Origin of the sequence: Lentibacillus kapialis (assembly GCF_014646635.1) — a bacterium.
Lineage (GTDB): Bacteria > Bacillota > Bacilli > Bacillales > Amphibacillaceae > Lentibacillus > Lentibacillus kapialis.
On the sequence record NZ_BMNQ01000003.1, the window covers coordinates 75903 to 101780 of the forward strand.

Below are 25878 nucleotides of genomic sequence, written 5' to 3' on the forward strand. Positions count from 1 at the left end.
AGTTATTTAGGCCTCATCATTTTAAAGTAATCGGCAATCATAACTTCTTTACAGGCACTTCCGACTTTTTCTATAAACTCAGCTATCTCGGGGTTCTTATGTTTGATGGCTTCATTTGAAAAGTATTGTGAGTTTTTATGTGCATAACTGTCACCGAAGTAAATGATTGCTTCATATCCTGATGATTCTTGCACAGCTTGTGCCTGAATATCATACTTATGAATGTTGTAATCTTCTTCTAATTTATCGGTGATCTTTTTGTAAAGATCCGGTAAAACGACACGCATCGGCTGTTCCTGTTTGGATGATATCTGTTCAGAGTTCAATCATGTCACCTCCATGTTGATATGTATCGTTAGTGATCATGGTCAGGCAGTACTTCCATTTCTTTTTTATTATGAAGTTCATCGACGATAATCAAAGATTGAAAACGTTGTATGAGCGCATCATTAAGACCTGTTTCCGGAAGCTTTTCTTTAATTTCATCGACGATTAATCGTAATAAATCATGATCCCGTGTCAATGCAGTAATATCGTCTTTCACTTCCGGGTCTTCATCAACCAGATCTTTGTATAATCCGTTTTCCTCTGCATCAGCGTGTGCAAGTGTTCTTGTTTCCCATTGTTCAATAAGCACATATGCCAATTCCAATGCCTTTTCTTGTTCGTTTTCCTGATATAGTGTGTCGAGCATATTCGTCAACTCTATCGCTTCATTCAATGCTGCTTCGTGAATGGCACTATGACTGTCGACACGTTTAAGCGCAGGACCGGACATCTTAATTCACCTCGCTGTATTAGTTTTGCAAGTAACAACCCTAGTATAGACAATTTCTATTGGCTTCAGCATATCATCCATCAGAATGACGAACAATTGATATTGAGCAAAATTTGAATTTATGTGACAACAATCACAGAATAATAGTAACAGTATTGTCGAAAAATCAAATGATTAACCTAAATGTTCCAATAGTCTAAGGTATAGGGAAATGAATTAATGGTGTTGTTTTAATTATACGCTGTAAGGCAATATAATGTATGAGGAACTATTGATAAAAGGAGACGATAAGGATGTTGGCACATGTTATTGTCAGTGGGCGCGTACAAGGCGTCGGATTCAGATTTTCGGCACAGCAGCTGGCTGCCCAATACGATCTAACTGGATGGGTTCAAAATAAATCAGATGGTACAGTGGAGTTGGAAATTGAGGGTGAGCATAATAAAGTTCATACATTTTTAAATGATTTAAATAAAGGTCTAAGTCCAGCTGCTAAAGTGGATGATGTGAAAGTTGATACACAACAGGATGAAAAAGGTTATAGCAGCTTTTTCATAAAATAATAAGGTCATCCATCATTTTCTGGCGTTAAAATAAAACAGAAGCCGCTATCAGTGAAGACAGCGGCTTCTGATCAAGCCTCTTCGAAAAATTTGGCATTGAGGTCAATGTACTTCTCTTCTTCCTGTGGGACCTCATCTTCCATATATATGGCTTCAACCGGGCAAACGGCTTCACATGCACCACAGTCGATGCAAATATCCGGATCGATATAGAACATATCTTTGCCTTCTTCTATACAGTCAACAGGGCATACTTCGACACATTCGCCTGATTTTTCATTTATACAAGGTGACGTTATAACAAATGCCAAATGAATCTCCTCCTTAAAAAATAAAGCCACACACACTCCATAATAAATATATTACATAATATAACCGCTTGTTTCAAGTTAGATTACACATGGATAGGTGTTCATACATATTCTATCTTATCAGCAAAATACGAGGGAGAGGTCGGTATGGAAGTTCTCGTTAGCCCCAATGATTCATTATGGTATTACAGTGATCTGTTTGATGTTCCGTTGGTTTTGCTTGAACAATCCAATCCCCACTTAAACACTGACGAATTCATGATTGATCAGGTGATGAATCTACCCGGTTATACAGAAAGATTTTATCAAATAGCTGGCGATAAGACCTTGCGGGACATTGCAAGAGAGCAAAATGTTCCGGCTGACATGCTGCAACTGGTAAATCCGGGAACAGATCCGCAAAAACTGCAAACCGGCCAACAAATTACTATTCCCGAGCGTGTCAATCATTTAATAATAACGGACTATGATCATTATACATTTGATAAAATGGTACAGGATATCGCCCGCTTGTGTACTGTCTATCCCTTCATTTCCCACAAAGTCATCGGAAATTCCATTCTGGGTAAAGATATCATTGAATTGCAGATTGGCGCTGGGGGCAAACACGTTCATCTTAATGGATCATTTCACGCCAACGAATGGATAACCACTTCGGTCCTGATGCGTTTCATCAATGAATATGCATGTGCATTGATAAACAGAACGCCGATACAGGGAATAAACGTACCGGCTCATTTTATGGATACAACTTTATCAGTTGTGCCAATGGTTAATCCGGATGGTGTTAATCTTGTTCTGGATGGCGTATCTGCAGCCGGGGAGTATCAGGAACAGGTTTTAACACTCAATCATCAGAACCCGGTTTTTTCCAATTGGAAGGCAAATATTGCAGGTGTTGATCTGAATAAGCAATATCCGGCACTCTGGGGAGTTGAAGCAGCACGGAAGCCTGATTCACCCCAGCCCCGGGATTATCCCGGTTCTTGTCCATTATCGGAACCGGAAGCTATAGCAATGGCAGAACTGGCTGGAGAACGAGACTTTTTGCGTGTCAATGCACTGCATACCCAAGGCAAAGAGATCTATTGGGGTTTTGCAGGTTTGGAACCTCCCCTTTCAGAGTCCATTGTAAATGAATACGCTCGTGTGAGCGGTTATCAGCCCATACGTTGTATAGACAATTACGCCGGTTATAAGGACTGGTTTATCCGGGAATTCAGACGTTCTGGTTATACGGTTGAATTGGGAATTGGGGTCAATCCGCTGCCATTCAGGCAATTTGAGGAGATTTATCAGGAGACGCTCGGCATTATGCTGGCTAATTTATATTTATAGAGGTTGTTCAAAAAGTCCGGTAAACATGACACTTCGAATTTCTTCGTTGGCTTGTTTCTCCGCCGCTCATGTATCTAAAGGCATACATTCCGCTGCTCGAAACTGCGCCGTCTCGAACTTCTTGGTCCTTTTTATCCTCCTTTTTGAACACGCACTTATAACAGATTGTTCAAAACGTGCGATGAATGTGTCTTCTCCTCCTTTTTAACCACTCACTTATAAGTTCAATGAATTGATTTAGAGGTAAAGTAACAGGCTGTACGCCCTGTTACTTTACCTCTTTAAAATAGTCTTTATAAAATCCGCCAATGCGGTTACTGTTATCAATAATGAAGTAGAATTCATCCGTTTCATTTTTCACTTCGTACTGTTCGCCCGGCGTTAACTTATTATGAACAATGAATTTTTCAGCATCAGCGTGAACACATTCAATTTTTTTAATTGTTTCATTATCTTCCCACTTTAAATGAATCACGTTGGTCGTCCCCCTCTGCTAGTTTACATAATTAAAATAGTGTTATTTAATCAAAAAGGTATAAATAATTTTCATAGCCCTTTTCTTTCAGTTCTTCTTTTGGAATAAATTTCATCGCTGCCGAATTCATGCAGTAACGGAGTCCCCCTTTATCTTGCGGCCCGTCTTCAAATACATGCCCCAAGTGGGAGTCCGCATTCCTGCTTCTAACTTCAGTCCGAATCATTCCATGACTTGTGTCAGTTTTTTCCTTAATCTGGTATGGGTCTGCCGGCTTAGTAAAGCTCGGCCAGCCACAGTTTGCATCAAATTTATCATGTGAAGAGAATAGGACGTCGCCGGAAATAAGATCCACATAGATTCCTTCGTCCTCATTGTCCCAGTATTCATTCGCAAAAGGACGTTCCGTTCCGTTCTCCTGCGTAACACTATATTGGATTGGTGTGAGTTTTGCTTTCAACTCAGATTTATCGGTTCCGTGTTTCCAGTTTTCTTTTATAAAGTCTTCCCTTCCTGATCCTTTTTTGTACAACCGATAGTGGAATGATTGTTTTTTATAGTAGTCCTGATGCTCCTCCTCAGCTCTATAGAAACGCTTTGCCGGAAGAATGGGCGTCACAATTGGTCTGGAAAATTTACCGCTTTGCTCGAGTTTTTGTTTGGATTGCTCAGCTATTTGCTGTTGTGTGTCATTGTGATAAAAAATAGCTGTCTGATACGATTCACCTCTATCATTGAATTGACCGCCGGAATCGGTCGGATCAATTTGCTGCCAAAACGTATCAACAAGCTGTTCATATGACATTATATCCGGATTGAATGTTATTTGGACTGCTTCAACGTGACCCGTTGTATCTGAACAAACCTGTTCATATGTGGGAGCTTCAACATGACCTCCTGTATAACCTGATACAACATTTTCGATACCGGGCCGCTCATCGAACGGTTCGACCATGCACCAAAAGCAACCTCCGGCAAATGTAGCTAATTCAGTCGACATAGTATACCTCCATTCAAGGTTATCCTATGCTTATTTTTTCGTTTTTAACAAAAAAATTCAAATCATATGCTTGTGTTGAGAGGATTTCTCACGATTTATGATAGCTTTTTAAATAAACAATTTAGGAGTTGATTCACCCGATTGTACTGCATCCCAGTTCACCTCGCCCACATTGTTTGCTTCTTCGTCGGATGAATATGCCGTTCCTGCTTCGTGTTCGTTTTCAAGTTGATATTGATCTGTTTCAGAATCGTTTTCATTCAAAGCCTTCATTAGTTTAAACAGCATTGGCAGGTTTCTTACCATTGGTCCATACTGCTGTACAAGCGGTGCTGCTTGTTGAACAACGTTTAATACTTGCTGCACATTACTAAGTTTGTGGGATATGCCGCTGATTCGCTCTGGTGATAACAGATTTTGAGATGTTTGAGGTGATAGTAACCGCCGTAACCCTCTTCCCTCATGTTGTTGAGGCGGTACGGTGGGGTTTCCCGGGGGAAAAGCCTGGTGCGGCATCATACCACTGTTGGGATACTGTTGCTGGATAGGCCATACCATTATAATTCTCCTCTTTTCATAAAGTCTTTTAGGTTATTGTACGTAAGCAGTACATAATAGTGTAGGCAGTTATCCGCAGTTTACTCTAAAAATGGTGTCCCCCGTATGCAGGAAATAATTAAAAAATGCGCGGTATTCCTCTTGTTTTATGGAACCGAGTACCTAGGTTCGTTTCTTATAAAGTTATTTATTATTTAGAATTTCTAACGTTAAAAATAAAAGCCTTTGCAGATGATCGCAAAGGCATATGAATGGTTCACATTTTTATCTCTCCTCACTTGATACTTCTGCCGCAATAATAAACCCGATTGTCCCCGTCAATAAAATACCAAACACGATGGCAGAAAACATCTTATTCCCTTCTTTCATATGTTTATATATTTATTATAAATACCACAGACTGGTTTGAAATCCTGGAATTATGGCAATTTCATGAATTTTTCAGGCTTTGACGGAATTATTTCCCGGGCAACCGCATAAATTTGCATGATATGACAAGTTTTCATCTGATTTTGACGAAAACGAAAGGGTGCTGTCATGCGATCTAATTGTCATGCGAACTTGAGTTCGTTATAATGGTACTGAGGTGAAGCAAATATGCCAAGAGATCGCGGAAGCATTAAGTGGGCTTCGCTAATGTTGCCTGAGCACACCGAATTACTAAAGGATATGTGGTTGGAAGATGATATAATATCAAAGCCTGTGCTTGACGAACAGCAAATTGAGCTGTTAAATGGTCAACTGCTGGAAGCTTTGGAACGTCAATCCCCTGTTTGCCTTTGTGTCTATGACAAAGGCACAATCACAGAGTGGACAGGCATGATTAACAAGCTTAACAGTCATACAAACACCGTTATATTGGCAACTTCTGATCAATCGGTTAAAAAAATTGCTTTCAGTGATATTTATCAGCTTGTATTTAATGAATAGACCTCGGGTATTGCCGAAGTCTATTCCACATTATTCATTTTATAGGCTTCCCAAAGCTCATCAAATACAGTTAGCGCATTAGCAAACGGGCTGTTCCATTCCAAATAACTGCTGATTGAATCATAGTCCGCTGACTGTTTCGGAAAATCATGGTCATAGAATATCCAGTCAGCCAGTCTGCTTTTGTCATCCGGCATTTTTTGACCTCTATAAGTTAATGCATAGTGGTAAAAAGACCGCATATGACCTCCCCCCCATTATTCAGAACTGTTATTCTCCATAAATTCCCGGTGTTTTTTTAACTTTTTGCGGTATACGATTTGGCACAGATAGATACTGATTTCATATAGTAAAATCAATGGTACAATTGCAACAAGTTGCAATACAAAATCCGGCGGTGTGATGAATGCCCCGATAATGACAAGAATCAAATATGCATACTTTCGTGTCCGCCGCATGAAATCCGGAGTCATAATTCCCAGATGAGTAAGGAACATGGCAATAATCGGTATTTCAAAAAATAAAGCAAACGGCAGAACAATCCGAAATAGCAGTTTAAAATACCGGTCGTACGTGAATATTTCATTGAACATCCCGTCGTTTAATGAAAGTAAAAATGGTATGATAAAATCTACGAAAACAGTATATCCAAAAGCAATGCCGGCGATAAATAAAAGAAAAACGACCGGAACATACAGCAGTGTCGCTTTACGTTCACGTTTTGTGAGACCAGGTCTGATAAACAGCCAGACTTGAAGACATAATATCGGCAATGTGCCAATCAATGCTGTCACACCTGCCAGCGTTAAATAAACAGATATAAGATCTGTCAAACCGGTAACACTTAATTTGAACGGCAAATCATCTTCAATAAAACCATAAATAATATCAACGTATATAAACCCAATAACAAAAAATAGAATGAAAAAAACGGCCGTTACGATGAGACGGTTTCTGAGTTCAGAGAGATGGCCTACGACGTTCATTTCTTTTTCATGATCAAAACGCTGTTCTCCAGACATTGTTCACGCTCCCAATCCAAACATAAAAGAAGATGTAAGGATACCCCTACACCTTTGAAAAATCGTTCATTTCTTTGATGATTGATCATTCTGGCCGGAATTATCCGATCCAATATCTTTAGTCGCGTTCTTGAATTCTTTAAGCGAACTGCCGACGGCCTTGCCGATTTCCGGCAATTTAGAAGGCCCGAAGACGATTAAAGCAATGATTAGAATTAAAATTAAACCGGGAATGCCAATACTGCCTAATCCCATTTATGACCACTCCGCATAATTATTTATTTTGATCATCTTTTACAATATCTTTCGTCTCTTTCACTTCGTCAGAAACATCACTCGTTAAATCTTGAGCTGATTTCTTGAATTCCCGCAATGTATTTCCGGCAGCCTTGCCGATTTCCGGCAATTTCTTAGGTCCAAAAACGATTAAAGCAATGATTAGAATTAAAATAAGCCCCGGGAAACCTATACTGCCCAATCCCATAAGTGACACCTTCTTTAAGTATATTATAATGCAACGTTTAACTAAATGCAGCGTTCCAACGACAGCCCAATTAGCCTGTACACTGCTGGAATTATAACACGACTGGCTGCTTTCCGGCAACTTAAATATGCGTTTTAAACTGTTTTTAAAGCCGTTTGGCCAGTTCGTATTGCTCGGGGTAATTCATATTAAAAAAATGTTTATCCAAAATATGTTTTGGGATGCCATTATAGTTTGTCACATAATTAACTGTAATATAATCAAATAATGTTCGTATTTTTTTTTGATCGTTTTCGAGCAGCTGCTGGATTTGCGGGAGTACATGTTTCGTATATATTCCGGATAAAGGGTGCATTCTTTCATTATACAGTGGAATGACTGCCTGATGACCCTGCAATGACTGAATTAAATGCTGATAAACATCACAATGGATGAATGGCATATCACAAGCAGCAAATAAATAAATATCAGCATCGGTATGATACATGGCTGCTTCGATACCGGCCAGCGGCCCCTTGTTCCTAAACCTGTCCTGGAATAAATCCACTTCGAGAAATTGATATTCCGCCGGTTCGTTTGTGATAATCGTTACACAATCGCTTAATTTCTTTAATTCATGGGTAATATGTGTGATCACCGGCTTGTCGTCTATTTCCAAAAAAGATTTGGTTGTGCCCATCCGCGATGATTTACCGCCGGAAAGAATAACCCCGCAAAATCGCATAATCTATTCACCCTGCCGATCGTATTGCAGAAAATAATGATCAAAATAGTTTTTACTATCCCTTCCCCCTTTTTCCCTGCTTGTTAGTCGCCAGTTTGCTTCTGAAAAATTGGGAAAGTATGTGTCCCCTTGGAAAACGTCATCAACGAGCGTAATGTATAAACGATCAGCATGTGGCAGGACTTGTTTGAAAATCTCTTCACCGCCAATCACAAATAATTCGTTTTCCGGATTCCGGAGATTCCATTCTATAATAGTGCTGACATCGTGAATGACCTCAACCCCGTCTGGAAATTTACTGTGTTTTTTTCTGGAAATGATAACATTACGACGATTCGGAAGCGCCTTTCCAATTGAATCAAATGTCTTCCGACCCATAATGATTGTATGTCCGGTCGTTTTTTGTTTGAAAAATTTCAAATCATTCGGCAAATGCCACGGTAAATTATTCTGGTAACCTATAACATGATTCCGGTCCATAGCGGCAAGTAATGATATCATATCGACCTGCTCCTTTCAGTTCAAACGGCGATTGGTGCCTTTATCGGAGGATGTGGCTCGTAGCCGAACAATGCGAAATCATCTAATTCAAAATCAAAGATGGACACTTTTTCGGCGTTTATTTTAAGTGTTGGAAATGCTCGTACATTACGACCAAGCTGTGTTTTTACCTGCTCGACATGGTTCGTATAGATATGAGCATCACCCAAAGTATGGATAAATTCTCCTGCCTCAAGACCGCATTCATGAGCAATTAAATGTGTCAGTAATGCATAACCTGCTATATTAAATGGTACACCTATGAAAATGTCGGCACTGCGCTGATACAGTTGGCATGAAAGCTTGCCATCCGCCACATAAAATTGAAAGAGTGTGTGACACGGTGGCAAAGCCATGCCGGGCACATCTTCCGGATTCCATGCAGAAACGATATGCCGACGCGAATCGGGATTGTGGCGGATTGATTGAATCACATTTTTTAATTGATCGATTGTTTCATTTTGGGAGGTTTTCCAGGCACGCCATTGTTTGCCATATACATTTCCTAAATCACCAAATTTCTCTGCGAATGCAGAATCGCTTAAGATATTGTCCTTAAAAATCTTCATTTGTTCCTGATAACACTGATTAAATTCTTCATCCTGATGACTGCGATTCCCAAAATCGGTCATATCAGGACCATTGTAGTCACTGCTTTCAACCCAACGTTTAAAAGCCCATTCATTCCATATATTATTGTTGTGCTGCAACAAATAGCGGATGTTTGTATCCCCTTTTATGAACCAGAGCAATTCGCTGGCTATCAGCCGAAATGGTACTTTTTTTGTCGTTAACAGCGGGAAACCATTAGCCAAGTCAAAACGCATTTGCTGACCAAATACCGAATAGGTTCCGGTGCTGGTCCGATCTGATTTGTTTGTCCCGTTTTTTAATATGTAGCGGCATAAATCCAGGTAACTCTGTTCGCCTTTAAGCATTTTCTTCACCTCTTTTCCTAATCTTAATATACAGATTATATTACGGCAAATGTTACGGAGTTAGAGAACAACGGCATGGAAACTGAAGAAACTGCACGGGAGATATTATTCCGGGCAGAAGATAACTGGACTCTTCTGCCTGGTTTTAAATGCTGTTTGTTTATTGCCATTCTCTGAAAAACTGATTCAAATATGTTTCCATAAACCGGTGGCGTTCAACGGCTATTTGGGCAGCAGCATTGGTATTCATTGAGTCTTTCAGGTGTAATAATTTGTCATAAAAATGCTGAATGGAAGTTCCCCTTTTCCCGTACTCATGCCAGAGAAGTTGACCGTTTGCCGCCCCATATGCAAACGTCCGTGCAATACCAATGGCGCCAATTGCATCCAGTCTGTCCGCATCCTGAACGATTCTTCCTTCCAATGCAGCTGGCATGTCTCCCTTGCTGAACGAGATGTCTTCCACAGCTGCGTGTATTCTGTTGATTTCATTCGTTGTATATTCAATGGATTGTAAAAAGTTATTAAGTTCATTTATAGCTTCGGCGGGGCTTGTGAACAACTTTCGATCTCCTATATCATGAATCCAGCCAGCCGTCTCACAGATGGACGGATCAGCGTGTTCCTGTTCCGCTAAATATTTTGCCATATAGGCTACCCGTTTCATATGATAATAATCGTGTCCTGTGACATCATCATTAAATAGGGTATGCACATAATCACGGATTGCTTCAGTCTTATTGTTTATAGTCATTTAGAACAATCCCGTTACTTTTCCATTCTGATCTACATCCATATTGAGGGCTGCAGGTTTTGCGGGCAACCCCGGCATAGTCATCATGTTGCCGGTTAATACGACGATAAATCCTGCTCCGAGCGATGGCCTTAATTCTCTTATGGTCACTGTGAAATTCTCAGGTCTTCCAACTAAAGACGGATCATCTGATAATGAATACTGTGTTTTGGCCATACATATCGCTAGTTTCCCCCACCCTTGCTGCTCGTAAAAGGCAAGCTGTTTTTTCGCTTTGGAAGACAATTCTATATCGCTGGCCCCATAGATATTTTGCGTGACTTTTCTTATTTTTGTCTCAAGCGAGTCATCCAAATCGTACATATAATGAAATGAATGATGAACATCAGTGTCCGCTTTATTCACAATTTTTTCGGCAAGTTCTGTCCCCCCGGCACCGCCATTTGCGTGCACATCTGTTAAAGTTACGTCAACATTTTTGGAATGGCACCATGTTTTAATGAGATCGGTTTCTGCCTCGGTATCAGTCGGAAACTTATTAATGGCCACAACAAAAGGCAGTCCAAACGTTTCTATCGTTTCAATATGCTTTTGCAGGTTACCCATTCCGGCTTTTAATGCCTCCACATTTTCCGTTTTGAGATTGTCCTTGTTAACACCACCGTGCATTTTTAAAGCGCGCACTGTTGCGACGATGACAACTGCATCTGTATGAAACTCCCCAGCACGCATTTTAATATCTAGAAATTTCTCAGCACCAAGGTCAGCTCCGAAGCCAGCTTCGGTTACGACATAGTCACTCAATCCGGCGGCTATTTTGGTTGCCATAATACTGTTACAACCGTGAGCAATATTGGCAAATGGGCCTCCATGGATAACAGCGGGCGTGTTTTCAGTTGTCTGAACAAGGTTTGGCTTGAGCGCATCTTTTAGCAGAAGAGTCAGCGCTCCCTCCGCTTTCAGATCTTTAACTGTTACAGGATTTTCCTCATATGTGTAGCCGATTACAATCTTTGATATACGTGATTTTAGATCTTCCAGACTTGTTGCAAGACATAAGATAGCCATTATTTCCGAAGCAACGGTAATGTTGAAGCCGTCTTCTCTGGGTACACCGCGCAATGGGCCGCCGAGTCCTACCACAATCTGTCTTAACACACGATCGTTCATATCCATAACTCGCTTCCATTCAATCCGGCGTGGATCTATATTCATTTCATTGCCCCGGTGAATATGGTTATCGATCATGGCTGATAATGCGTTATTGGCACTGGTTATGGCATGAAGATCACCTGTAAAATGCAAATTTATATCCTCCATCGGGAGCACTTGGGAGTATCCCCCGCCTGCTGCGCCGCCTTTCATGCCCATAACGGGACCCAGTGATGGTTCACGAAGAGCAATCATAGCATTTTTGCCAATTTTATCAAGAGCTTGTCCTAATCCAACGGTAACGGTAGATTTACCTTCTCCGGCGGGGGTCGGATTGATGGATGTAACTAAAATGACTTTTCCTTTCCGTTTAGTATCCAGTTTATGCATCAACGTATTGGAAAGCTTTGCTTTTGTATGGCCGTATGGCTCCCATTCTTCCTGTTTCAAACCGAGCTTGTCTGCTATCTGCTTAATCGGTTTTAAATAAGCTTCTTGCGCAATTTCGATATCTGTTTTCATCTGAAATACTCCTTTCGTATCCATTTAATTTCAGTTTAACTTAACTATCGTGTTTTTCACATACTTATTCGGTAATTTATGAAGCGGTTTCATTAACTTTTTGCTTATTCTTAAGTACATTTTTTACAAACCGGATAAATACAGTTATTGTCTTGACTGAAACCTTAAAATAAGCTATATTAGATACAAGCAAAGAAGATGTATGGAATCATTAATGACAAGCGGCTTCTGTGGAAGTGGATGCAATAGTGATCCAACACTTCTGGAGTAGTCGTTTTTTTAATTCTATTTGTCTGCTTTGCATTAACACGTTTTACGTGAAAGTTTTTAGGAGGATTATTTACAATGGAAAATGGCGTAGTAAAATGGTTTAATGCGGAAAAAGGCTATGGCTTCATTCAGGTGGAAGAAGGAAATGATGTGTTCGTTCATTATTCCGCTATCCAGGAAGAAGGCTTTAAAACTCTTGAAGAAGGTCAGAATGTAACATTTGACATTGTTGAAGGCGATCGCGGCCCGCAAGCTGCAAATGTTGTAAAACAATAAACGATTTGAACCATATACACAAAGCGGTAATCTTAGAAAACTCGGCATTCGCTTCGTTTTATAGCGGATGCCGAGTTTTTCTTATAAGGTTATCCATAATTTACTCTTTCTGAGTATAAAAAAATTACCGCTTTTTAATGCTCATCAGAATTTCTTGGCCCATTCATGGGATGATAGCGCATTAAATCAATTTTATCGTTAAAAAATAGAACAGGGTTTGGCTGAACCTGTTCCTGTTTTTCTAGGAGACTAGGACAGAAGTAGTTTGGATAAGGAAAGGTCCGAACTAGTTAGAGTATATAACCCGCTATGGAAATATACTTCGCGCACCTTAGGGCGGCTGTTGAGTCTCCTTGTGATGACGCGGAGTCTCACCGAGGCCTCTCCTCCCGCAGGAGGCTACGTATATTTTCCTCCGCTAAAACGATGTATTATTCGTTTTTAGTATGATACATCTTTAGTTCTGTCTAAGACTCCTAGGTTGCTTTGGTTAAGGTTTTTTCTTCGCGCGGTATTCTAATTCTTAATAACAAAAGATGCAGAAATGGAAATAGAACCGCTGTCAGCTGTGCACCGACAAGCATCGGTATAACAAACAATTCAACAGCAACAACCATATAATTGGGATGTTTCACATATTTATACGGTCCTTTTTTGATTACAATAACACCGGGGAGCTCAATTATCTTTGTGTTCCAAAATTTGCCCAGTGTTTGCATACACCAGACCCTTACTGCTTGTGCAGCTAAAAAAATAAGTAATAGAAAATAATTTATTTCGGCAAAGTCATGCTTATTAAGTGATGTTTCTGCTACAATACAGACAAAAAAACAACAATGAAGCAGGATAAACCATTTATAGTGTTTCTCGCCTTTTTCAATACCACCCACGCTTTTCATCCATTTTTCGTTGCTTTTGGCAATGAATAGTTCTGTCACGCGTTGTATGATCACTGCCAGAATAAAAAACCATATCCAGGTTGTCATGATCCGCCGTCCCACCCTAATAACATTAATTCTGAACTGAATCCCGGTCCAAAAAGCTGAGAGAACGCTTTTGGAATCTAAGGCTTATTTTACCTTGTATCCATTCTGGCCATACATACAAAATTTTAGCCGAAACAAGTCGGCTATGCTTCTACAAGAAAAAAACCAAGGTAATATCTCCCTTGGTTTGTATTCTGTCATATACAATTAGAGTTTCTTTCCAAAATACTGATAATAGTTGGTCTGTATAAATCCATTGAAAAGTTTCCGTTTCTTGGTAGCTTTTTTTCCATACAGATGCTCGAATGATTCAAAAGCCGTTAGTGTGTAAACACTCCATGACGGGTGTTTTTCCATAGTCTCCCCTAAATTCTGATATATCACTGCTGCATCATCCTGATCTCCTATTCGCTGTCCATATGGCGGGTTGCCAATTAAGTATCCATTTTCTCTTTGGATAGACAGATCGTTTACTTGCATTTGTTTCCAGGAAATCAAGTCGCTTAATCCTGCTTCAGTAGCATTATTTATTGAGATATTGATCATTTTATGGTCAATATCTGAACCGGTTATATTAAGATTTTTATCATAATCAGCTTTACTTTCGGCTTCCTCAAATGCCTCTTCCCAATACTGGCTGTTAATCAACTTCCAACTTTCAGAGGCAAACTCACGATTGAAGCCTGGAGCAATATTCTGACCGATTAACGCAGCTTCAATAGGGATTGTTCCGGAGCCGCAGAAAGGATCCACTAACGGATAATCAGGACTCCAGTTAGTCAGTAAAATCAGGGCCGCAGCCAATGTTTCTTTTAAAGGTGCATCCCCCTGCCCCACGCGATAGCCGCGTTTATGTAACCCGGAGCCGGATGTATCAATTGTTAATGTGGCTTGATCTTTATGAATGGCAACTTCTATTTTATATAAAGCGCCGTTTTCAGGCATTTTTCCAGCAACACCATATTTTAATTTTAAACGTTCAGCGATTGCTTTTTTCACGATAGCCTGGCAGTCCGGAACACTGTATAAGGTAGATTTAACGGATTTTCCTGATACCGGAAAACTTCCCTCTTCTGTAATAATATGTTCCCATGGCAGTGCCTTGGTTGCTTCAAACAATTCCTCAAATGTAACAGCCTTGAATTGACCAACCTGCAATTTGACACGATCAGCGGTTCGCAGCCATAGGTTGCAACGCGGGATGGCTGATACAGGTGCGTTAAAAATAACTTTTCCGTTTTCGACTGTCACATCGTAACCCAGACGTTTTACCTCTCCGGCTACAACTGATTCCAATCCCATTGCAGCTGTTGCAATTAATGTAACCTCATTGGACATATGTATTTCCTTTCATCTTCCAAATTAAATCAGTACTAGTTTACCACATCTAACCGACAATTAAAAAACCTTTCTGACGGTATCAGAAAGGTTTCTGTTAAATAATGGAGACCATTGAATACTTAGTAAGCCATGTTCTGTTCCGATGTACTTCTACGGTGGTCAGCCTTGTACACCGGTCGTAATCATCTATCTACGGACATTTTACCTGAATGCCCGTCCCCTTTTCAGTTCACTTCCCTAATCAAGGGTGCCCCTACCTATTTTTGGGTTGCTCACTCGTGGGGTTTACCGCGTTCCATTCGGACTGTTTCCAATCCGACTGCGTCACTGTGGCACTTTCAAATGTACTAATCCATGTCTTATGAGTTAGGATGTTCCACTGCCGTTAACATTTGTTACCTTGACTTATGATTTCGTCAAGCACGAACACTACAGGCATCGCAGCCTGTGCGAGCATGGACTTTCCTCTGCATATGAACCATATGCAGCGATTACGCAAGTATTCAATCATTTTCTAACATTATTATACCATATTTGAGAAACTTGTTCACTGTTAATTTAAACCTATTCCTCGGAATCAGCATATTTATTGCCGAATACAGCTTTTTCAAGATTGGACACGCGTTTCAAAATGTCATAATTCACTTGATGATTTGGAGCCGATTGGCGGCTTTTTGTTTGATCGGAATGTTTTCTAAGCCGTTCATTTTCCTGTTTGAGTTTATCGATTTCCTGTTGGAACGCTTCATAATCCTGGATAATGACATCAAGATACTCATCAACCTCTTCCTGATTATAACCACGCATTCCAGTTTTAAATTCCTTCTCAAGTATCTCTTTTCCTGTTAGTTGACGGTTTGTACTCATTTTTCAGTCACCTCGATTTTTCCTTTGTTCAATCATGTTAAAACGAAGAAAAAAAGTATGTTCATTTACATGTGTATTTTTAGTTCTTTACTATATTCGCTATTTTCTTTTGTTAGTAGTATAACATGATTCCAAAAAGTTGTCTTATTCGATTTTGGATAGGACACAAATAGTATCATAAATAATACGCTTTAAAGAAGGCTGTTGACCTTTAAAGCATATTAGAAATATGGACGTTCGCCTCGCCTTATAACAATTCCGGTCTTCCAAAATTTATACTGTCTGACGTTACAAAAAAAGAAGCTGTTTTTCAGCCTCTTTCGATCATATCTTCTGACTGGAAGGAAAATGGCAGTAGTTCGTCCATTGTTAGGGTTTTGGTTTGCCCATGAAGATTGGTCAGGTGGACTTTCATACCGCTGTCGAAAAACTCACTCATCACCTGACGGCAGGAACCGCATGGCGGAACAGGTCGCTCTGTCTGAGCTGCAACAGCCATTTCAGCAAAATCGTATATACCATCCGAGATTGCTTTAAAAATGGCGACCCGCTCGGCACAGCAACTGACTGGATAGGCAGCATTTTCGATATTGCAACCTGTGTAAAGTTTTCCCGAACGGGTCAATAATGCTGCGCCGACAGGGAATTTGGAATACGGAACATACGCCTTATCTTTAATCGCTATAGCTTCTTTAAGCAATTCCGATTTGTTCATCGTTTACCCCCTACATTAATGGAAGGTTATTATAATCGAAGGCATCGTTATTTGTAAAGCTCATTATTCTTTAAGTTCAGATAACAGTTGATCAAAAATGAAAAGTATGGAACGATTTAACTCCATATATCGTTTCCGCTTTACATCAACATAATAGCTATTCAACAATAACAATTCCATGTTTTCCCGTGTCGAGGTCACTTGCTGCGGGTGCAGATTGACTTTTCGCTCTTTGACAACATTAAGTGCTTTTTCTTCCCACTCTCCCAGCAGTTTATAAACAGGTTCTGTACGTTCCTTAACCATCAAAAAAAACTGTTTGTCTTTTTTACTTTCAGGTGGATTGTTTTCTTCATATATATTCTTTAAGTGTTCAAGATGTTCCTTGAGCTGTTCAGTTTCATGTATTAAATCCATAAACTACCCTGACCTTTATCTTATTTTATAACGTCAGAAAGGATAAATTTTAAAAAACCTTATAAGAAAAGATGTGGCACCCGCTATAAAATAAAACGAATGCCAGGTTTTCTATGCTGACAAGCTTATTTTATCATCCGGTTGGTTAAAAAGCACGCGTTATGACAGTCTTTTTTCCAATTTTTCGGAAGCAAAATGATGGGGAGTGAGTCTTTTTTGTATTATTCGTTGTTTTTGTACCAATTTGTTTACTGCGCATGTTGTATGAGTAAGTTGCTCTTGCAGAATCCGGTATTCTTCGTAAATGCTGTTATCAGTTGCCGTGGTGATTTTTTGATCGAGTAAACGGATCTGGTCACTTATATTCGATAATGCATCTGTGAAATCCTGTGTACCCTTTCTTTTCATTTGCGAGTTGGTTGCGGTGGTTTTTGTCATTATACTCACCTCATAATATTATTGGTTAATGACTTCTTCTGGATAAATCGTTACTTTCCTTCTTCGTCGACAAAACTAGAAGAATAACAGCAAAACAAGTGTATATTCGCCTCAATTCAGACATGCTAATGACAAAGGAGGTATGATCAATGGCTAAAAAACCATCCCAGCATAAAACCAAGAAGCATCACCGGGAAAAAGAAAATCAGAACCGTGACAAAAAATTAGACGGCCCAAACCGTCCCGCAACTTGATATCACGTAAAAGGGGTTGGGACATAACCAAGATATACAATACCAAGGACAAAGAATAGCCTCCACTTAAGTGAGTTTATTTCCGGAACGGGTTATACGCTCTAACTAGGTCGGATTTTTCTTAATAAAACCACTTTTGTCCCGGCCTCTTTTACATGAAAATATTTTAAAATGCACAGTGTTCCATGAGACGCTTTTGTACACTTGTGTGACTAATGGTAAATATCCATTGCCCGATTTCATTTTATCCCCCTTTTTTAAACCATTCATTCCGAATAATATTCTGATAAGTATGATCATAAAAGTTTTGATAGGTTTTTGTCCGGGAAACGTTATCAAAATTGTGCTCTTTTGGCTCAGATATAATATAATGTGTATAGCCTTGTTTTCCCCGTGGAGCATCCATGACATAACCTCACTTTTATAGGTTTTATAGTCAATTTCCATATTTTTTGATATGCTACTGTAATATACTGGGGGGAAGAAGAATGCGTTATCCGAATGGTCAAAAAAACAGGAGCTCCCAAAGAGCATCCGGCGCATCCCGGGCTATGGGATTTGGTAACCGCGGTATGACGCTGGAAGAAGATATTAATGCCACGAATGATTTTTATCGGAATACTCACAAGGCCATTATTCATAAAAAGCCGACACCGGTACAAATTGTAAATGTACACTATCCAAAAAGAAGTGCCGCTGTCATAACAGAGGGTTATTTCAAACAACCCTCCACGACTGATTATAATGGTATTTACCGCTCAAAATATATTGATTTTGAAGCAAAGGAAACAAAAAACAAAACAAGGTTTCCGCTGGCAAATATACATGAACATCAGATCAATCATATGAAAGGAGTTCTGGAACACGGGGGAATTTGTTTTTTTATTTTACGGTTTTCCGTCTATAATGAAACATATTTTATGCCGTCTGAAATATTTCTATCTTATTGGAATAAGCAAGTTAACGGAGGGAGAAAATCAATCCCCCATGAAACGATAGAAAAAACGGGCTACCGGATTCCTTTTCATTACCAGGCAAGGGTTAACTATTTAGCTATTATTGATCAGCTTTATTTTTAGATTGGAGGAAAAAGAGTTATGGCAACAAACGGCCAATCTCGTTCAGCACGAAGAAAGCAGAAAAAAGCTGCAAAAAAACCGCTATGGAAAAAAATCTTACTAATATCCGCAATCTTTATACTGACTATAGGCGTTGGCGTTGGTGTATTATTTACTTATTATATTGCTACAGCACCTGATATTGATGCGTCTAAATTGGACACACCTTTTTCATCGAAAATTTATGATAAAGATGGTGAAGTATTCGCTGATTTGGGAGCTGGTGAAACACGGACCAAAATTGAGTATGAGGAACTGCCCCAGGTTTTAATTGATGCTGTTATTTCAACCGAGGACGCCCGGTTTTTCGAACATCCAGGTATTGATGTATGGAGGATTGGCGGTGCTTTGGTTGCCAACATCAAGAATGGATTCGGTTCTGAAGGCGCCAGTACGATCACTCAGCAGCTGGTTGAACAGTCATTCCTGTCGCCGGAAAAGAAAATTAGTATTAAGGTTCAAGAGATGTGGCTGGCTTTAGGATTGGAACGTCAATATTCCAAAAAAGAAATACTCGAGATGTATTTGAATAAAATTTATTATGGAAATCGGGCATACGGCGTAGGTAAAGCAGCAGAACTTTATTTCGGGAAAACGGATCTGAGCGAGCTGACACTTCCTGAAGCTGCCATACTCGCAGGGTTACCACAGCGGCCATCCGGTTATAATCCGTTTAAAAATCCCGAATTGACAAAAGATCGAATGAACACGGTTTTAAGCCTTATGGTTAATAACGGGAAAATAACAGAAAGCGAAGCGGAAGAAGCAAGACAAGTGGACATCCCTTCCCTGCTGACTGATGATACTCCGGATCCGACACCGTATCAGGCATTTCTGCAGCAGGTGCGCAAGGAAGTTGAAGAGAAAGTTGAAGGTGCTGACATATATACGGATGGATTAAAAATTCATACAACGATTGATACCGATGCACAGGATCATGTTGAGTCGCTACTTGCAGAAGATAGTCCCATCGATTATCCGGCGACTGTAACTGGTCCTGATGGCAATGAAGCAGATATGGAAGCCGGTATGACCGTACTGGATACAGAAACCGGAGCGATACGTGCAATCGGCGGTGCCCGTGGAGGGGTTAAAAACGACGGTTTTAATTATGCGACAGATATCAGCCGTCAGCCAGGTTCAACCTTCAAACCGATTATCGATTACGGACCTGCAATCGAAAATAAACAATGGTCGACATATCATCAGCTGAATGATGACGGTCCATATGACATTGCGGGAAGTGATAAACAGATTAATACATGGGCCAACCAATACTATGGCTGGGTTTCGATGCGGTATGCACTGCAGCAGTCCCTGAACGTACCGGCAGTCAAAACGTTTGATGAAGTTGGTGCCAGTAATGCTAAACAATTTGCGGAGGGCTTAGGTATTTCATTTGGCGACAGTAACATCAAGCTTACTGACGCGATTGGCGGCAATATAGGCACTAATCCGCTTGAGCTTGCAGGAGCATACCGTGCTTTTGCGAACGGCGGTGTTTATAATGAACCGTACGCGGTTACAAAAGTGGAATTTCCGGATAATGGCAGAACGGTTGATTTGAAACCGGAGTCTGAGGCAGCTATGTCTGAATCGACTGCATACATGATAAGCGATATGCTGAAAACCGCAATCTCAGAAGGGACAGGTGCCCAGGCGAATGTCCCGGGACTGCCAGATGCCGGAAAAACCGGGACGACGACGCGAGAAGGTATCGAGGGTTCGCCCGATTCCTGGTTCAGTGGTTATACGACGAATTACACGATTTCGGTGTGGACTGGTTATAATAACAACAACATAGCGTTACCGGACACCAAAATTCCGCACACCTTGTATAAAAGCACAATGTCGGAACTGTCAAAGAACGTTGAGACTGCAGATTTCACGAAACCTGACTCAGTTGTGGAAATAGGTGTTGAAAAAGGTTCAAGACCTGCCAAACTACCAAGCGATTATACACCGGAATCTGAGATTGTTACCGAGTTATTCGTTAAGGGGAATGAACCATCTAAGACTTCACAACATTATGATCAGCTTGATCCGGTTAATGGACTGGAGGCAAGTTATGATGAAAGCTCAAATGCAATCCAAGTCGAATGGGATTATGAATCAGATGAAGATGTTTCCTTCGAGGTGAGTGCAAGTGTTGATGACGGTCAAATGCAGGGTCTTTCGTCGACTGACGAAACATCAATGGAAATTTCCAATGTAGAACCAGATACAACTTATGACATTCAGGTTGTTGCTAAGACGGATTCAAACACCAGTGAACCTGCGACAACTACTGTTCAAGTTCCGGGTGATGGTGAAGATGGAGATGACGAGGAGAAGGAAGACGAAAACAACGAAGAGAACATTCCGGCAGTCAGCGGTCTCAGTGCTACGCCATCCGGATCAACGATAGACGTTTCCTGGCAGTACGACGGTCCGCCGGCCCAATTTGAAGTAGCTGTTTCTAAAGGAGGCAGCCAGCTTCAGACACAAACGGTCGATTCAGCGGGAATCGTTATTGAAGGTGAGGGTGTTCAGCCAGGTCAAACCTATTCAATAGCTGTTACGCCAATTGGCAAAGACGGTGCTAATGAGGGTGTAAAAGGAGACCAATCAAGTACTCAAGTGACAATTCCCGGCGAAAATAATTCCGGATCTGAAGATGGCGGCGCCGGCGAAGATAACAACAATAACGGCACCAATGAAAATAGCGAAGAAAACAGCAACAATGGAAGTAACGAAGGGAACGACAATGGTAGCGACAACAATGAGAATAACGAGGAAAACAGTAATACTAGCAACAATAATGAGAATGGCGAAGGTGAAAATAGAGAAGAAAGTAACGGAAACAGCAATCAGTAAAGCTGGACAGACGGGACATAACTAAGGTGTACAATACTAAAGAAGAACGATACTCCGTTTTAGCTTAGGAAATATACGCAGACTCCTACGGGAGGGAAGGCCTCGGTGACCCCACAGTGCGAAGCACGAGGAGGCTCACCAGCCGCCCGTGGAAAACGAAGTATAATTTCCGTAGCGGTGTGGTGTATACGCTCTAACTCGTTCGGATTTTTCCTTAATAAAACTAATTGTGTCCCAGCCTCCTAGCCACACAACCAATAATGAAGAGGCAGTCATCCTGCTTTAGGAGACTGTCTCTTTTTAAATCACTTTATTTTTTTTCATCTACAGTTGCTTTTTTCATACGCTTTTGCCCTTCCCGGCATAAATCCAGTAACGGACATTCCGGACATTGTGGATTTCTAGCCTTGCAATGATACCTTCCAAAAAAAATCATCCGATGGTGTGTATCGGCCCATTCATCTTTAGGCACTTTTCTCATCAAGGTTTGTTCTACTTCAAAAACGGAATCTTTCCAACGGCAAATCGCCAATCGCTTAGCCACACGTTCAACATGTGTATCAACAGCAATTGCAGGTTCTCTGAATGCAACTGATGCGACAACATTGGCGGTTTTTCGACCTACACCAGCCAGTTTCATCAGTTCCTGTTTCGTCTTAGGTACTTCCCCGTCATAATCATCAATCAGCATTTGACAGAGTTTCCGTATGTTTTTTGCTTTGTTCCGATAAAGCCCGATTGATCTGATGTCCTGCTGCAGTTCTTCAAGTGGCACAGCTAAAAAATCCTCGGGTGTCTGATATTTTTTGAATAATGAGGCCGTGACTTTATTGACTAAGTCATCTGTACACTGTGCGGATAATAAAACAGCAATAACAAGTTCAAAGGGGTTTTCATGGTTCAATTCACACTTTGCTTTGGGATACATTTCCTTCATGACATTCAGGCAATAGTGAACCTGTGATTTGTTAAGCATCTACTATTCCTCCTCCAGCCAGTTGTAATAAATCGATGTATCCCGTTTTTCAGGAGCAGCCCCTTGATTGGATGTCTGATTTTCATGGAAAGCTTTACTTGCTTCGCGGGCCTGTTCAACGGTATGAATTCCCTTCTTTTGCCATTCGCGGAGAATGCGGTCAATATATTTAAAATTAAGCTTGCCCATGAGAACAGATTCCCTTAATGCCGCTTTTATGAGGGGTGGCGTAAGTTTATCTTCGTCCAGCCAGGAATTGATCATCTCAATTTCAAAAGGTGACAGCGGTCTGCCGAATTCCTGTTCGAACAATATAAAAAGTGTGCCGTCATTTTCGCTCTGGTCTTCTGTAACTTCTGAAAATAGTTTTTTCCAAAGCGGATTAAGACTGTAGGACTCGGTGATCTGATCTGATGCGTTTGTTAGTTGTTCGATCGATAAGAAGTCCCGTTGAATCAGACTGCGCAGAACATTGGCACAGTCCTTCTCGCTAATTGTCAAATGGCTGGCCAGGTCACTTGGTGTCGGGAAATCATTATTTTCCTGCAAAAAACGAAGCAGTTGCAAAATAATCATAACTTCCTGTTCATTAAGTCCCATTTGTTTGTAATTATCGAGTAATTGAACAGGTACCTGCACCTGATTTAATAAAATATCCTGGAATGAAATGAATCGTGTCATAAATGGATACCTCATTTCTAAGTATAGCATGTTTCAGACGGAAACAGATGTTAAAATCCCTTGCACTTTAGGCAAGGGATAATAACAAAAATAGCTTATATCACGGATACAGACGATTAAGCAGTCTGGGAAATGGAATGGTTTCACGAACGTGGTCCACTCCGGCTATCCAGGCAACCGTCCGCTCGAGACCCAACCCAAAACCTGAGTGCGGAACACTGCCATAATGGCGCAATTCAAGATACCATTTGTAGGCAGGGCCGGTTAGATTATGTTCGTCATAACGTTTTTCCATAAGTTTAGGGTCATCAATACGCTGTGAGCCGCCGATAACCTCGCCATAACCTTCCGGTGCAATAAGATCCGCACAGAGCACAACGCCAGGCCGTTCAGGATCTGGCTTCATGTAAAATGCTTTTATATCAGCCGGATAATGTGTGATGAAAACAGGCTTCTCAAAACTTTCAGCTATGGCCGTTTCGTGCGGGGCACCAAAATCTTCTCCCCATTCAATATCGGTGAACCCTTTGTCTTTTAATAAGTTAATGGCATCATCATAGCTGATCCTGGGAAAAGGTGCCTTGATAGTCTCCAGTTTTGATGTATCTCTTTCGAGTGTGTTGAGTTCAAGTTTACAATTTTCCAAAACAGATTGCACAACAAAGCTGACATATTGTTCCTGAATTTCCAGACTTTCTTCGTGGTTAATAAAAGCCATTTCCGGTTCAATCATCCAAAATTCAATCAAATGTCTGCGTGTTTTTGACTTTTCGGCCCGGAATGTCGGACCAAATGAGAAAACTTTACCGAAAGCCATGGCAGCTGCTTCCATATACAATTGACCGCTCTGGGATAGATAAGCTTCTTCATCAAAGTACTGTGTATGGAAGAGTTCAGTTGTACCCTCCGCCGATGAACCGGTTAATATGGGCGGATCGATTTTTACATACCCTTGATCATTGTAAAACTGATATGTTGCCCGAATAATTTCATTCCTGACTTTCATAATGGCATGCTGACGGCTTGAACGAAGCCATAAATGACGGTGATCCATCAGAAATTCTGTGCCGTGTTCCTTTGGGGTTATTGGATAATCCACTGCTTCCTGGATAAGCTCGATGGTATTTACCTGCATTTCATAGCCAAAAGGAGACCTGGTATCTTCGACAATTTTTCCGGAAATGTACATTGAAGATTCTTGAGTCATATTTTTTGCAAGCTGAAAGATGTCCTCTGTTACATCATTTTTGGCGACAATCCCTTGAATAAACCCAGTGCCGTCCCTTAATTGCAGAAAGGCGATTTTACCGCTTGACCGCTTATTGGCAAGCCATGCACCAATGGTCACTTCCTGACCTTCATATGCCGGTACTTGCGAAATTGTTGTTTTCAAAATAGACCCTCCATAGCTACGATTGATGGTTTATAACAAAACGTTTGATTCGTTTTGCGGCTTCTTTTAGCGAATCAGCCGATACAGCATATGATAATCGGACATTTGACGGTGATCCAAAACCTGACCCCGGCACTAAAGCAACCTTTTCTTCCTCAAGCAATGCTTCAACCCAGTCATCAACAGTATTAAAGCCATTTTGGGTGGCAGCTTCCCATACATTTGGGAACACATAAAAAGCCCCTTTAGGTTTGATGAGTGAAATGCCTGGTATGTCTGTTAACAATTCATATAATAATTCAAGACGTTTACTGAATATCTCTCGCATGTCAGCGTTTGGGTCTTCGTCAGTATTATATGCTGCTAACGCTGCATGCTGGGCAATTGACGTTGGATTGGATGTTGAATGGGACGCCAGGTTGGTCATCGGCTGAATAATTTCGGTTGAACCTGCAGCATACCCTATTCTCCATCCTGTCATTGAATGTGATTTGGACACGCCATTAATAATAATAGTGTGATCTTTTAGTTGATCGGAAATTTCAGCCATCGACACATGCTTATCATTTGTATAGATTAATTTCTCATAAATTTCATCTGACACAATTAAAACATCATGTTTCAAGCAGATTTCACCAAGTTTTCTCAATTCTTCATGATTATACATCATACCGGTCGGATTGCTTGGTGAATTAATAATCACTGCTTTTGTTTTTGGCGTTATAGCGGCTTCAAGTTGATCCGGTGTTATTTTGAATTCATTTTCTTCCATTGCATTAATAAATATAGGTTTTCCCTCAGCGAGTTTAATCTGTTCAGGATAACTGACCCAATATGGAGCAGGCACAATTACTTCGTCTTCTTTGTTCAAGAGAACTTGAAAAAGTGAATATAAAGCATGTTTTGCGCCTGTTGTCACAATGATTTCTTCGCTTGAATAAGTAAGTCCATTATCACGGCTGAATTTAGCGGCTATTGCCTGCTTCAGCTCCGTTATACCACCGGACGGTGTATATTTGGTAAATCCTTTTAGCATTGCATATTCGGCAGCCTTTAGTATATAGCCCGGCGTATTGAAGTCAGGTTCTCCTGCTCCAAGACCGATGACATCATATCCTTGGCTTTTTAGCTCCTTTGCTTTTGCAGTAATCGCCAATGTCGATGAGGGCGTTAATGATTTTACGCGATTTGCCAGTTCCAT

32 protein-coding genes and 1 other RNA gene are annotated in these 25878 nt (G+C 40.6%); 6 read left to right on the top strand and 27 right to left on the bottom strand.

Annotation, left to right across the window (positions count from 1 at the left end; translation table 11 throughout):
- Positions 1 to 2: 2 nt before the first annotated feature.
- Both IEW67_RS02355 and IEW67_RS02360 read right to left on the bottom strand, forming a co-directional pair.
- Positions 3 to 326: a hypothetical protein gene (locus IEW67_RS02355; RefSeq protein WP_188631449.1), complete on the bottom strand. Its 324-nt coding sequence runs from the start codon at positions 324 to 326 to the stop codon at positions 3 to 5.
- 29 nt (positions 327 to 355) lie between these two features.
- Positions 356 to 778, bottom strand: coding sequence for a hemerythrin domain-containing protein (locus IEW67_RS02360; RefSeq protein ID WP_188631450.1), 423 nt, complete (start codon positions 776 to 778; stop codon positions 356 to 358).
- 293 nt (positions 779 to 1071) lie between these two features.
- Between IEW67_RS02360 and IEW67_RS02365 the strand changes: the two genes are divergently transcribed.
- Positions 1072 to 1341, top strand: coding sequence for an acylphosphatase (locus tag IEW67_RS02365; protein WP_188631451.1), 270 nt, complete (start codon positions 1072 to 1074; stop codon positions 1339 to 1341).
- A gap of 71 nt (positions 1342 to 1412) precedes the next feature.
- On the opposite strand, the gene fdxA is transcribed toward IEW67_RS02365, so the two are convergent.
- The gene (gene fdxA / locus IEW67_RS02370) at positions 1413 to 1652 is read right to left on the bottom strand and encodes a 4Fe-4S ferredoxin (RefSeq protein ID WP_188631452.1); all 240 of its coding nucleotides are present in this window, start codon (positions 1650 to 1652) and stop codon (positions 1413 to 1415) included.
- Between the two features lie 147 nt (positions 1653 to 1799).
- On the opposite strand from fdxA, the gene IEW67_RS02375 reads away from it, so the two are divergent.
- The gene (locus IEW67_RS02375; protein WP_188631453.1) at positions 1800 to 2990 is read left to right on the top strand and encodes a M14 family metallopeptidase; all 1191 of its coding nucleotides are present in this window, start codon (positions 1800 to 1802) and stop codon (positions 2988 to 2990) included.
- Between the two features lie 268 nt (positions 2991 to 3258).
- Here the strand turns inward: IEW67_RS02375 and IEW67_RS02380 are convergent, their stop codons facing one another.
- From IEW67_RS02380 to vrrA, 3 genes are all read right to left on the bottom strand, one after another.
- Positions 3259 to 3465: a DUF6501 family protein gene (locus IEW67_RS02380; protein WP_188631454.1), complete on the bottom strand. Its 207-nt coding sequence runs from the start codon at positions 3463 to 3465 to the stop codon at positions 3259 to 3261.
- Between the two features lie 46 nt (positions 3466 to 3511).
- Positions 3512 to 4465, bottom strand: a complete 954-nt coding sequence (gene msrA / locus IEW67_RS02385) for a peptide-methionine (S)-S-oxide reductase MsrA (RefSeq protein WP_188631455.1) — start codon at positions 4463 to 4465, stop codon at positions 3512 to 3514.
- Between the two features lie 108 nt (positions 4466 to 4573).
- A complete protein-coding gene (gene vrrA / locus IEW67_RS02390; RefSeq protein ID WP_188631456.1) occupies positions 4574 to 5023 on the bottom strand; it encodes a VrrA/YqfQ family protein in 450 nt (149 codons plus the stop codon).
- A 597-nt stretch (positions 5024 to 5620) separates the two neighbouring features.
- Between vrrA and IEW67_RS02395 the strand changes: the two genes are divergently transcribed.
- Positions 5621 to 5953 (top strand): YolD-like family protein, encoded by a 333-nt coding sequence (locus IEW67_RS02395; RefSeq protein ID WP_188631457.1) that lies wholly within the window; start codon positions 5621 to 5623, stop codon positions 5951 to 5953.
- A gap of 20 nt (positions 5954 to 5973) precedes the next feature.
- On the opposite strand, the gene IEW67_RS02400 is transcribed toward IEW67_RS02395, so the two are convergent.
- The 9 genes from IEW67_RS02400 to IEW67_RS02440 form a co-directional block, all read right to left on the bottom strand.
- Positions 5974 to 6195, bottom strand: a complete 222-nt coding sequence (locus IEW67_RS02400; protein ID WP_188631458.1) for a YozE family protein — start codon at positions 6193 to 6195, stop codon at positions 5974 to 5976.
- 15 nt (positions 6196 to 6210) lie between these two features.
- Positions 6211 to 6975 (bottom strand): twin-arginine translocase subunit TatC, encoded by a 765-nt coding sequence (gene tatC, locus IEW67_RS02405; RefSeq protein WP_188631459.1) that lies wholly within the window; start codon positions 6973 to 6975, stop codon positions 6211 to 6213.
- A 66-nt stretch (positions 6976 to 7041) separates the two neighbouring features.
- Positions 7042 to 7230 (bottom strand): twin-arginine translocase TatA/TatE family subunit, encoded by a 189-nt coding sequence (gene tatA, locus IEW67_RS02410; RefSeq protein ID WP_188631460.1) that lies wholly within the window; start codon positions 7228 to 7230, stop codon positions 7042 to 7044.
- A 19-nt stretch (positions 7231 to 7249) separates the two neighbouring features.
- Positions 7250 to 7459 carry a twin-arginine translocase TatA/TatE family subunit gene (gene tatA, locus IEW67_RS02415; protein ID WP_188631461.1) on the bottom strand — a complete coding sequence of 70 codons (210 nt, stop codon included), beginning with the start codon at positions 7457 to 7459 and terminating at the stop codon, positions 7250 to 7252.
- Between the two features lie 145 nt (positions 7460 to 7604).
- A complete protein-coding gene (gene mobA, locus IEW67_RS02420; RefSeq protein ID WP_188631462.1) occupies positions 7605 to 8183 on the bottom strand; it encodes a molybdenum cofactor guanylyltransferase in 579 nt (192 codons plus the stop codon).
- Between the two features lie 3 nt (positions 8184 to 8186).
- Positions 8187 to 8684 (bottom strand): dihydrofolate reductase, encoded by a 498-nt coding sequence (locus tag IEW67_RS02425; RefSeq protein WP_188631463.1) that lies wholly within the window; start codon positions 8682 to 8684, stop codon positions 8187 to 8189.
- Positions 8685 to 8704: 20 nt separating this feature from the next.
- Entirely contained in the window at positions 8705 to 9661 is a 957-nt protein-coding gene (locus IEW67_RS02430; RefSeq protein WP_188631464.1) for a thymidylate synthase, read from the bottom strand.
- A gap of 160 nt (positions 9662 to 9821) precedes the next feature.
- Positions 9822 to 10415, bottom strand: coding sequence for an HD domain-containing protein (locus IEW67_RS02435; protein ID WP_188631465.1), 594 nt, complete (start codon positions 10413 to 10415; stop codon positions 9822 to 9824).
- On the bottom strand, positions 10416 to 12089 hold the full coding sequence (locus IEW67_RS02440; protein ID WP_188631466.1) for a formate--tetrahydrofolate ligase: 1674 nt from the start codon (positions 12087 to 12089) through the stop codon (positions 10416 to 10418). It lies immediately after the preceding gene.
- Positions 12090 to 12434: 345 nt separating this feature from the next.
- On the opposite strand from IEW67_RS02440, the gene IEW67_RS02445 reads away from it, so the two are divergent.
- Complete coding sequence (locus IEW67_RS02445; protein WP_068442417.1) at positions 12435 to 12635, top strand: cold-shock protein; 201 nt, start codon at positions 12435 to 12437, stop codon at positions 12633 to 12635.
- 476 nt (positions 12636 to 13111) lie between these two features.
- Here the strand turns inward: IEW67_RS02445 and IEW67_RS02450 are convergent, their stop codons facing one another.
- The 8 genes from IEW67_RS02450 to IEW67_RS02485 form a co-directional block, all read right to left on the bottom strand.
- Positions 13112 to 13621, bottom strand: a complete 510-nt coding sequence (locus IEW67_RS02450; protein WP_188631467.1) for an isoprenylcysteine carboxyl methyltransferase family protein — start codon at positions 13619 to 13621, stop codon at positions 13112 to 13114.
- Between the two features lie 207 nt (positions 13622 to 13828).
- Positions 13829 to 14959 (bottom strand): THUMP domain-containing class I SAM-dependent RNA methyltransferase, encoded by a 1131-nt coding sequence (locus tag IEW67_RS02455; protein ID WP_188631468.1) that lies wholly within the window; start codon positions 14957 to 14959, stop codon positions 13829 to 13831.
- A 121-nt stretch (positions 14960 to 15080) separates the two neighbouring features.
- Positions 15081 to 15465: RNase P RNA component class B (gene rnpB / locus IEW67_RS02460), an RNA gene on the bottom strand.
- Between the two features lie 61 nt (positions 15466 to 15526).
- Positions 15527 to 15829 (bottom strand): cell division regulator GpsB, encoded by a 303-nt coding sequence (gpsB, locus tag IEW67_RS02465; RefSeq protein WP_188631469.1) that lies wholly within the window; start codon positions 15827 to 15829, stop codon positions 15527 to 15529.
- A 310-nt stretch (positions 15830 to 16139) separates the two neighbouring features.
- A complete protein-coding gene (locus IEW67_RS02470; RefSeq protein ID WP_188631470.1) occupies positions 16140 to 16544 on the bottom strand; it encodes a cytidine deaminase in 405 nt (134 codons plus the stop codon).
- Between the two features lie 63 nt (positions 16545 to 16607).
- On the bottom strand, positions 16608 to 16961 hold the full coding sequence (locus tag IEW67_RS02475; protein ID WP_188631471.1) for a DUF1798 family protein: 354 nt from the start codon (positions 16959 to 16961) through the stop codon (positions 16608 to 16610).
- Positions 16962 to 17120: 159 nt separating this feature from the next.
- On the bottom strand, positions 17121 to 17399 hold the full coding sequence (locus tag IEW67_RS02480) for a hypothetical protein (protein WP_188631472.1): 279 nt from the start codon (positions 17397 to 17399) through the stop codon (positions 17121 to 17123).
- A gap of 498 nt (positions 17400 to 17897) precedes the next feature.
- Positions 17898 to 18059 (bottom strand): hypothetical protein, encoded by a 162-nt coding sequence (locus IEW67_RS02485; protein ID WP_188631473.1) that lies wholly within the window; start codon positions 18057 to 18059, stop codon positions 17898 to 17900.
- 82 nt (positions 18060 to 18141) lie between these two features.
- On the opposite strand from IEW67_RS02485, the gene recU reads away from it, so the two are divergent.
- A complete protein-coding gene (gene recU / locus IEW67_RS02490) occupies positions 18142 to 18732 on the top strand; it encodes a Holliday junction resolvase RecU (protein ID WP_188631474.1) in 591 nt (196 codons plus the stop codon).
- 18 nt (positions 18733 to 18750) lie between these two features.
- Complete coding sequence (locus tag IEW67_RS02495; protein WP_188631475.1) at positions 18751 to 21627, top strand: penicillin-binding protein 1A; 2877 nt, start codon at positions 18751 to 18753, stop codon at positions 21625 to 21627.
- 310 nt (positions 21628 to 21937) lie between these two features.
- Here IEW67_RS02495 and nth read toward each other — a convergent pair whose 3' ends face one another.
- The 4 genes from nth to IEW67_RS02515 form a co-directional block, all read right to left on the bottom strand.
- The gene (gene nth / locus IEW67_RS02500; RefSeq protein WP_188631476.1) at positions 21938 to 22603 is read right to left on the bottom strand and encodes an endonuclease III; all 666 of its coding nucleotides are present in this window, start codon (positions 22601 to 22603) and stop codon (positions 21938 to 21940) included.
- A 3-nt stretch (positions 22604 to 22606) separates the two neighbouring features.
- On the bottom strand, positions 22607 to 23284 hold the full coding sequence (locus IEW67_RS02505) for a DnaD domain-containing protein (RefSeq protein WP_188631477.1): 678 nt from the start codon (positions 23282 to 23284) through the stop codon (positions 22607 to 22609).
- A 100-nt stretch (positions 23285 to 23384) separates the two neighbouring features.
- Positions 23385 to 24677 (bottom strand): asparagine--tRNA ligase, encoded by a 1293-nt coding sequence (gene asnS / locus IEW67_RS02510; protein ID WP_188631478.1) that lies wholly within the window; start codon positions 24675 to 24677, stop codon positions 23385 to 23387.
- Between the two features lie 16 nt (positions 24678 to 24693).
- Positions 24694 to 25878, bottom strand: coding sequence for a pyridoxal phosphate-dependent aminotransferase (locus tag IEW67_RS02515; protein ID WP_188631479.1), 1185 nt, complete (start codon positions 25876 to 25878; stop codon positions 24694 to 24696).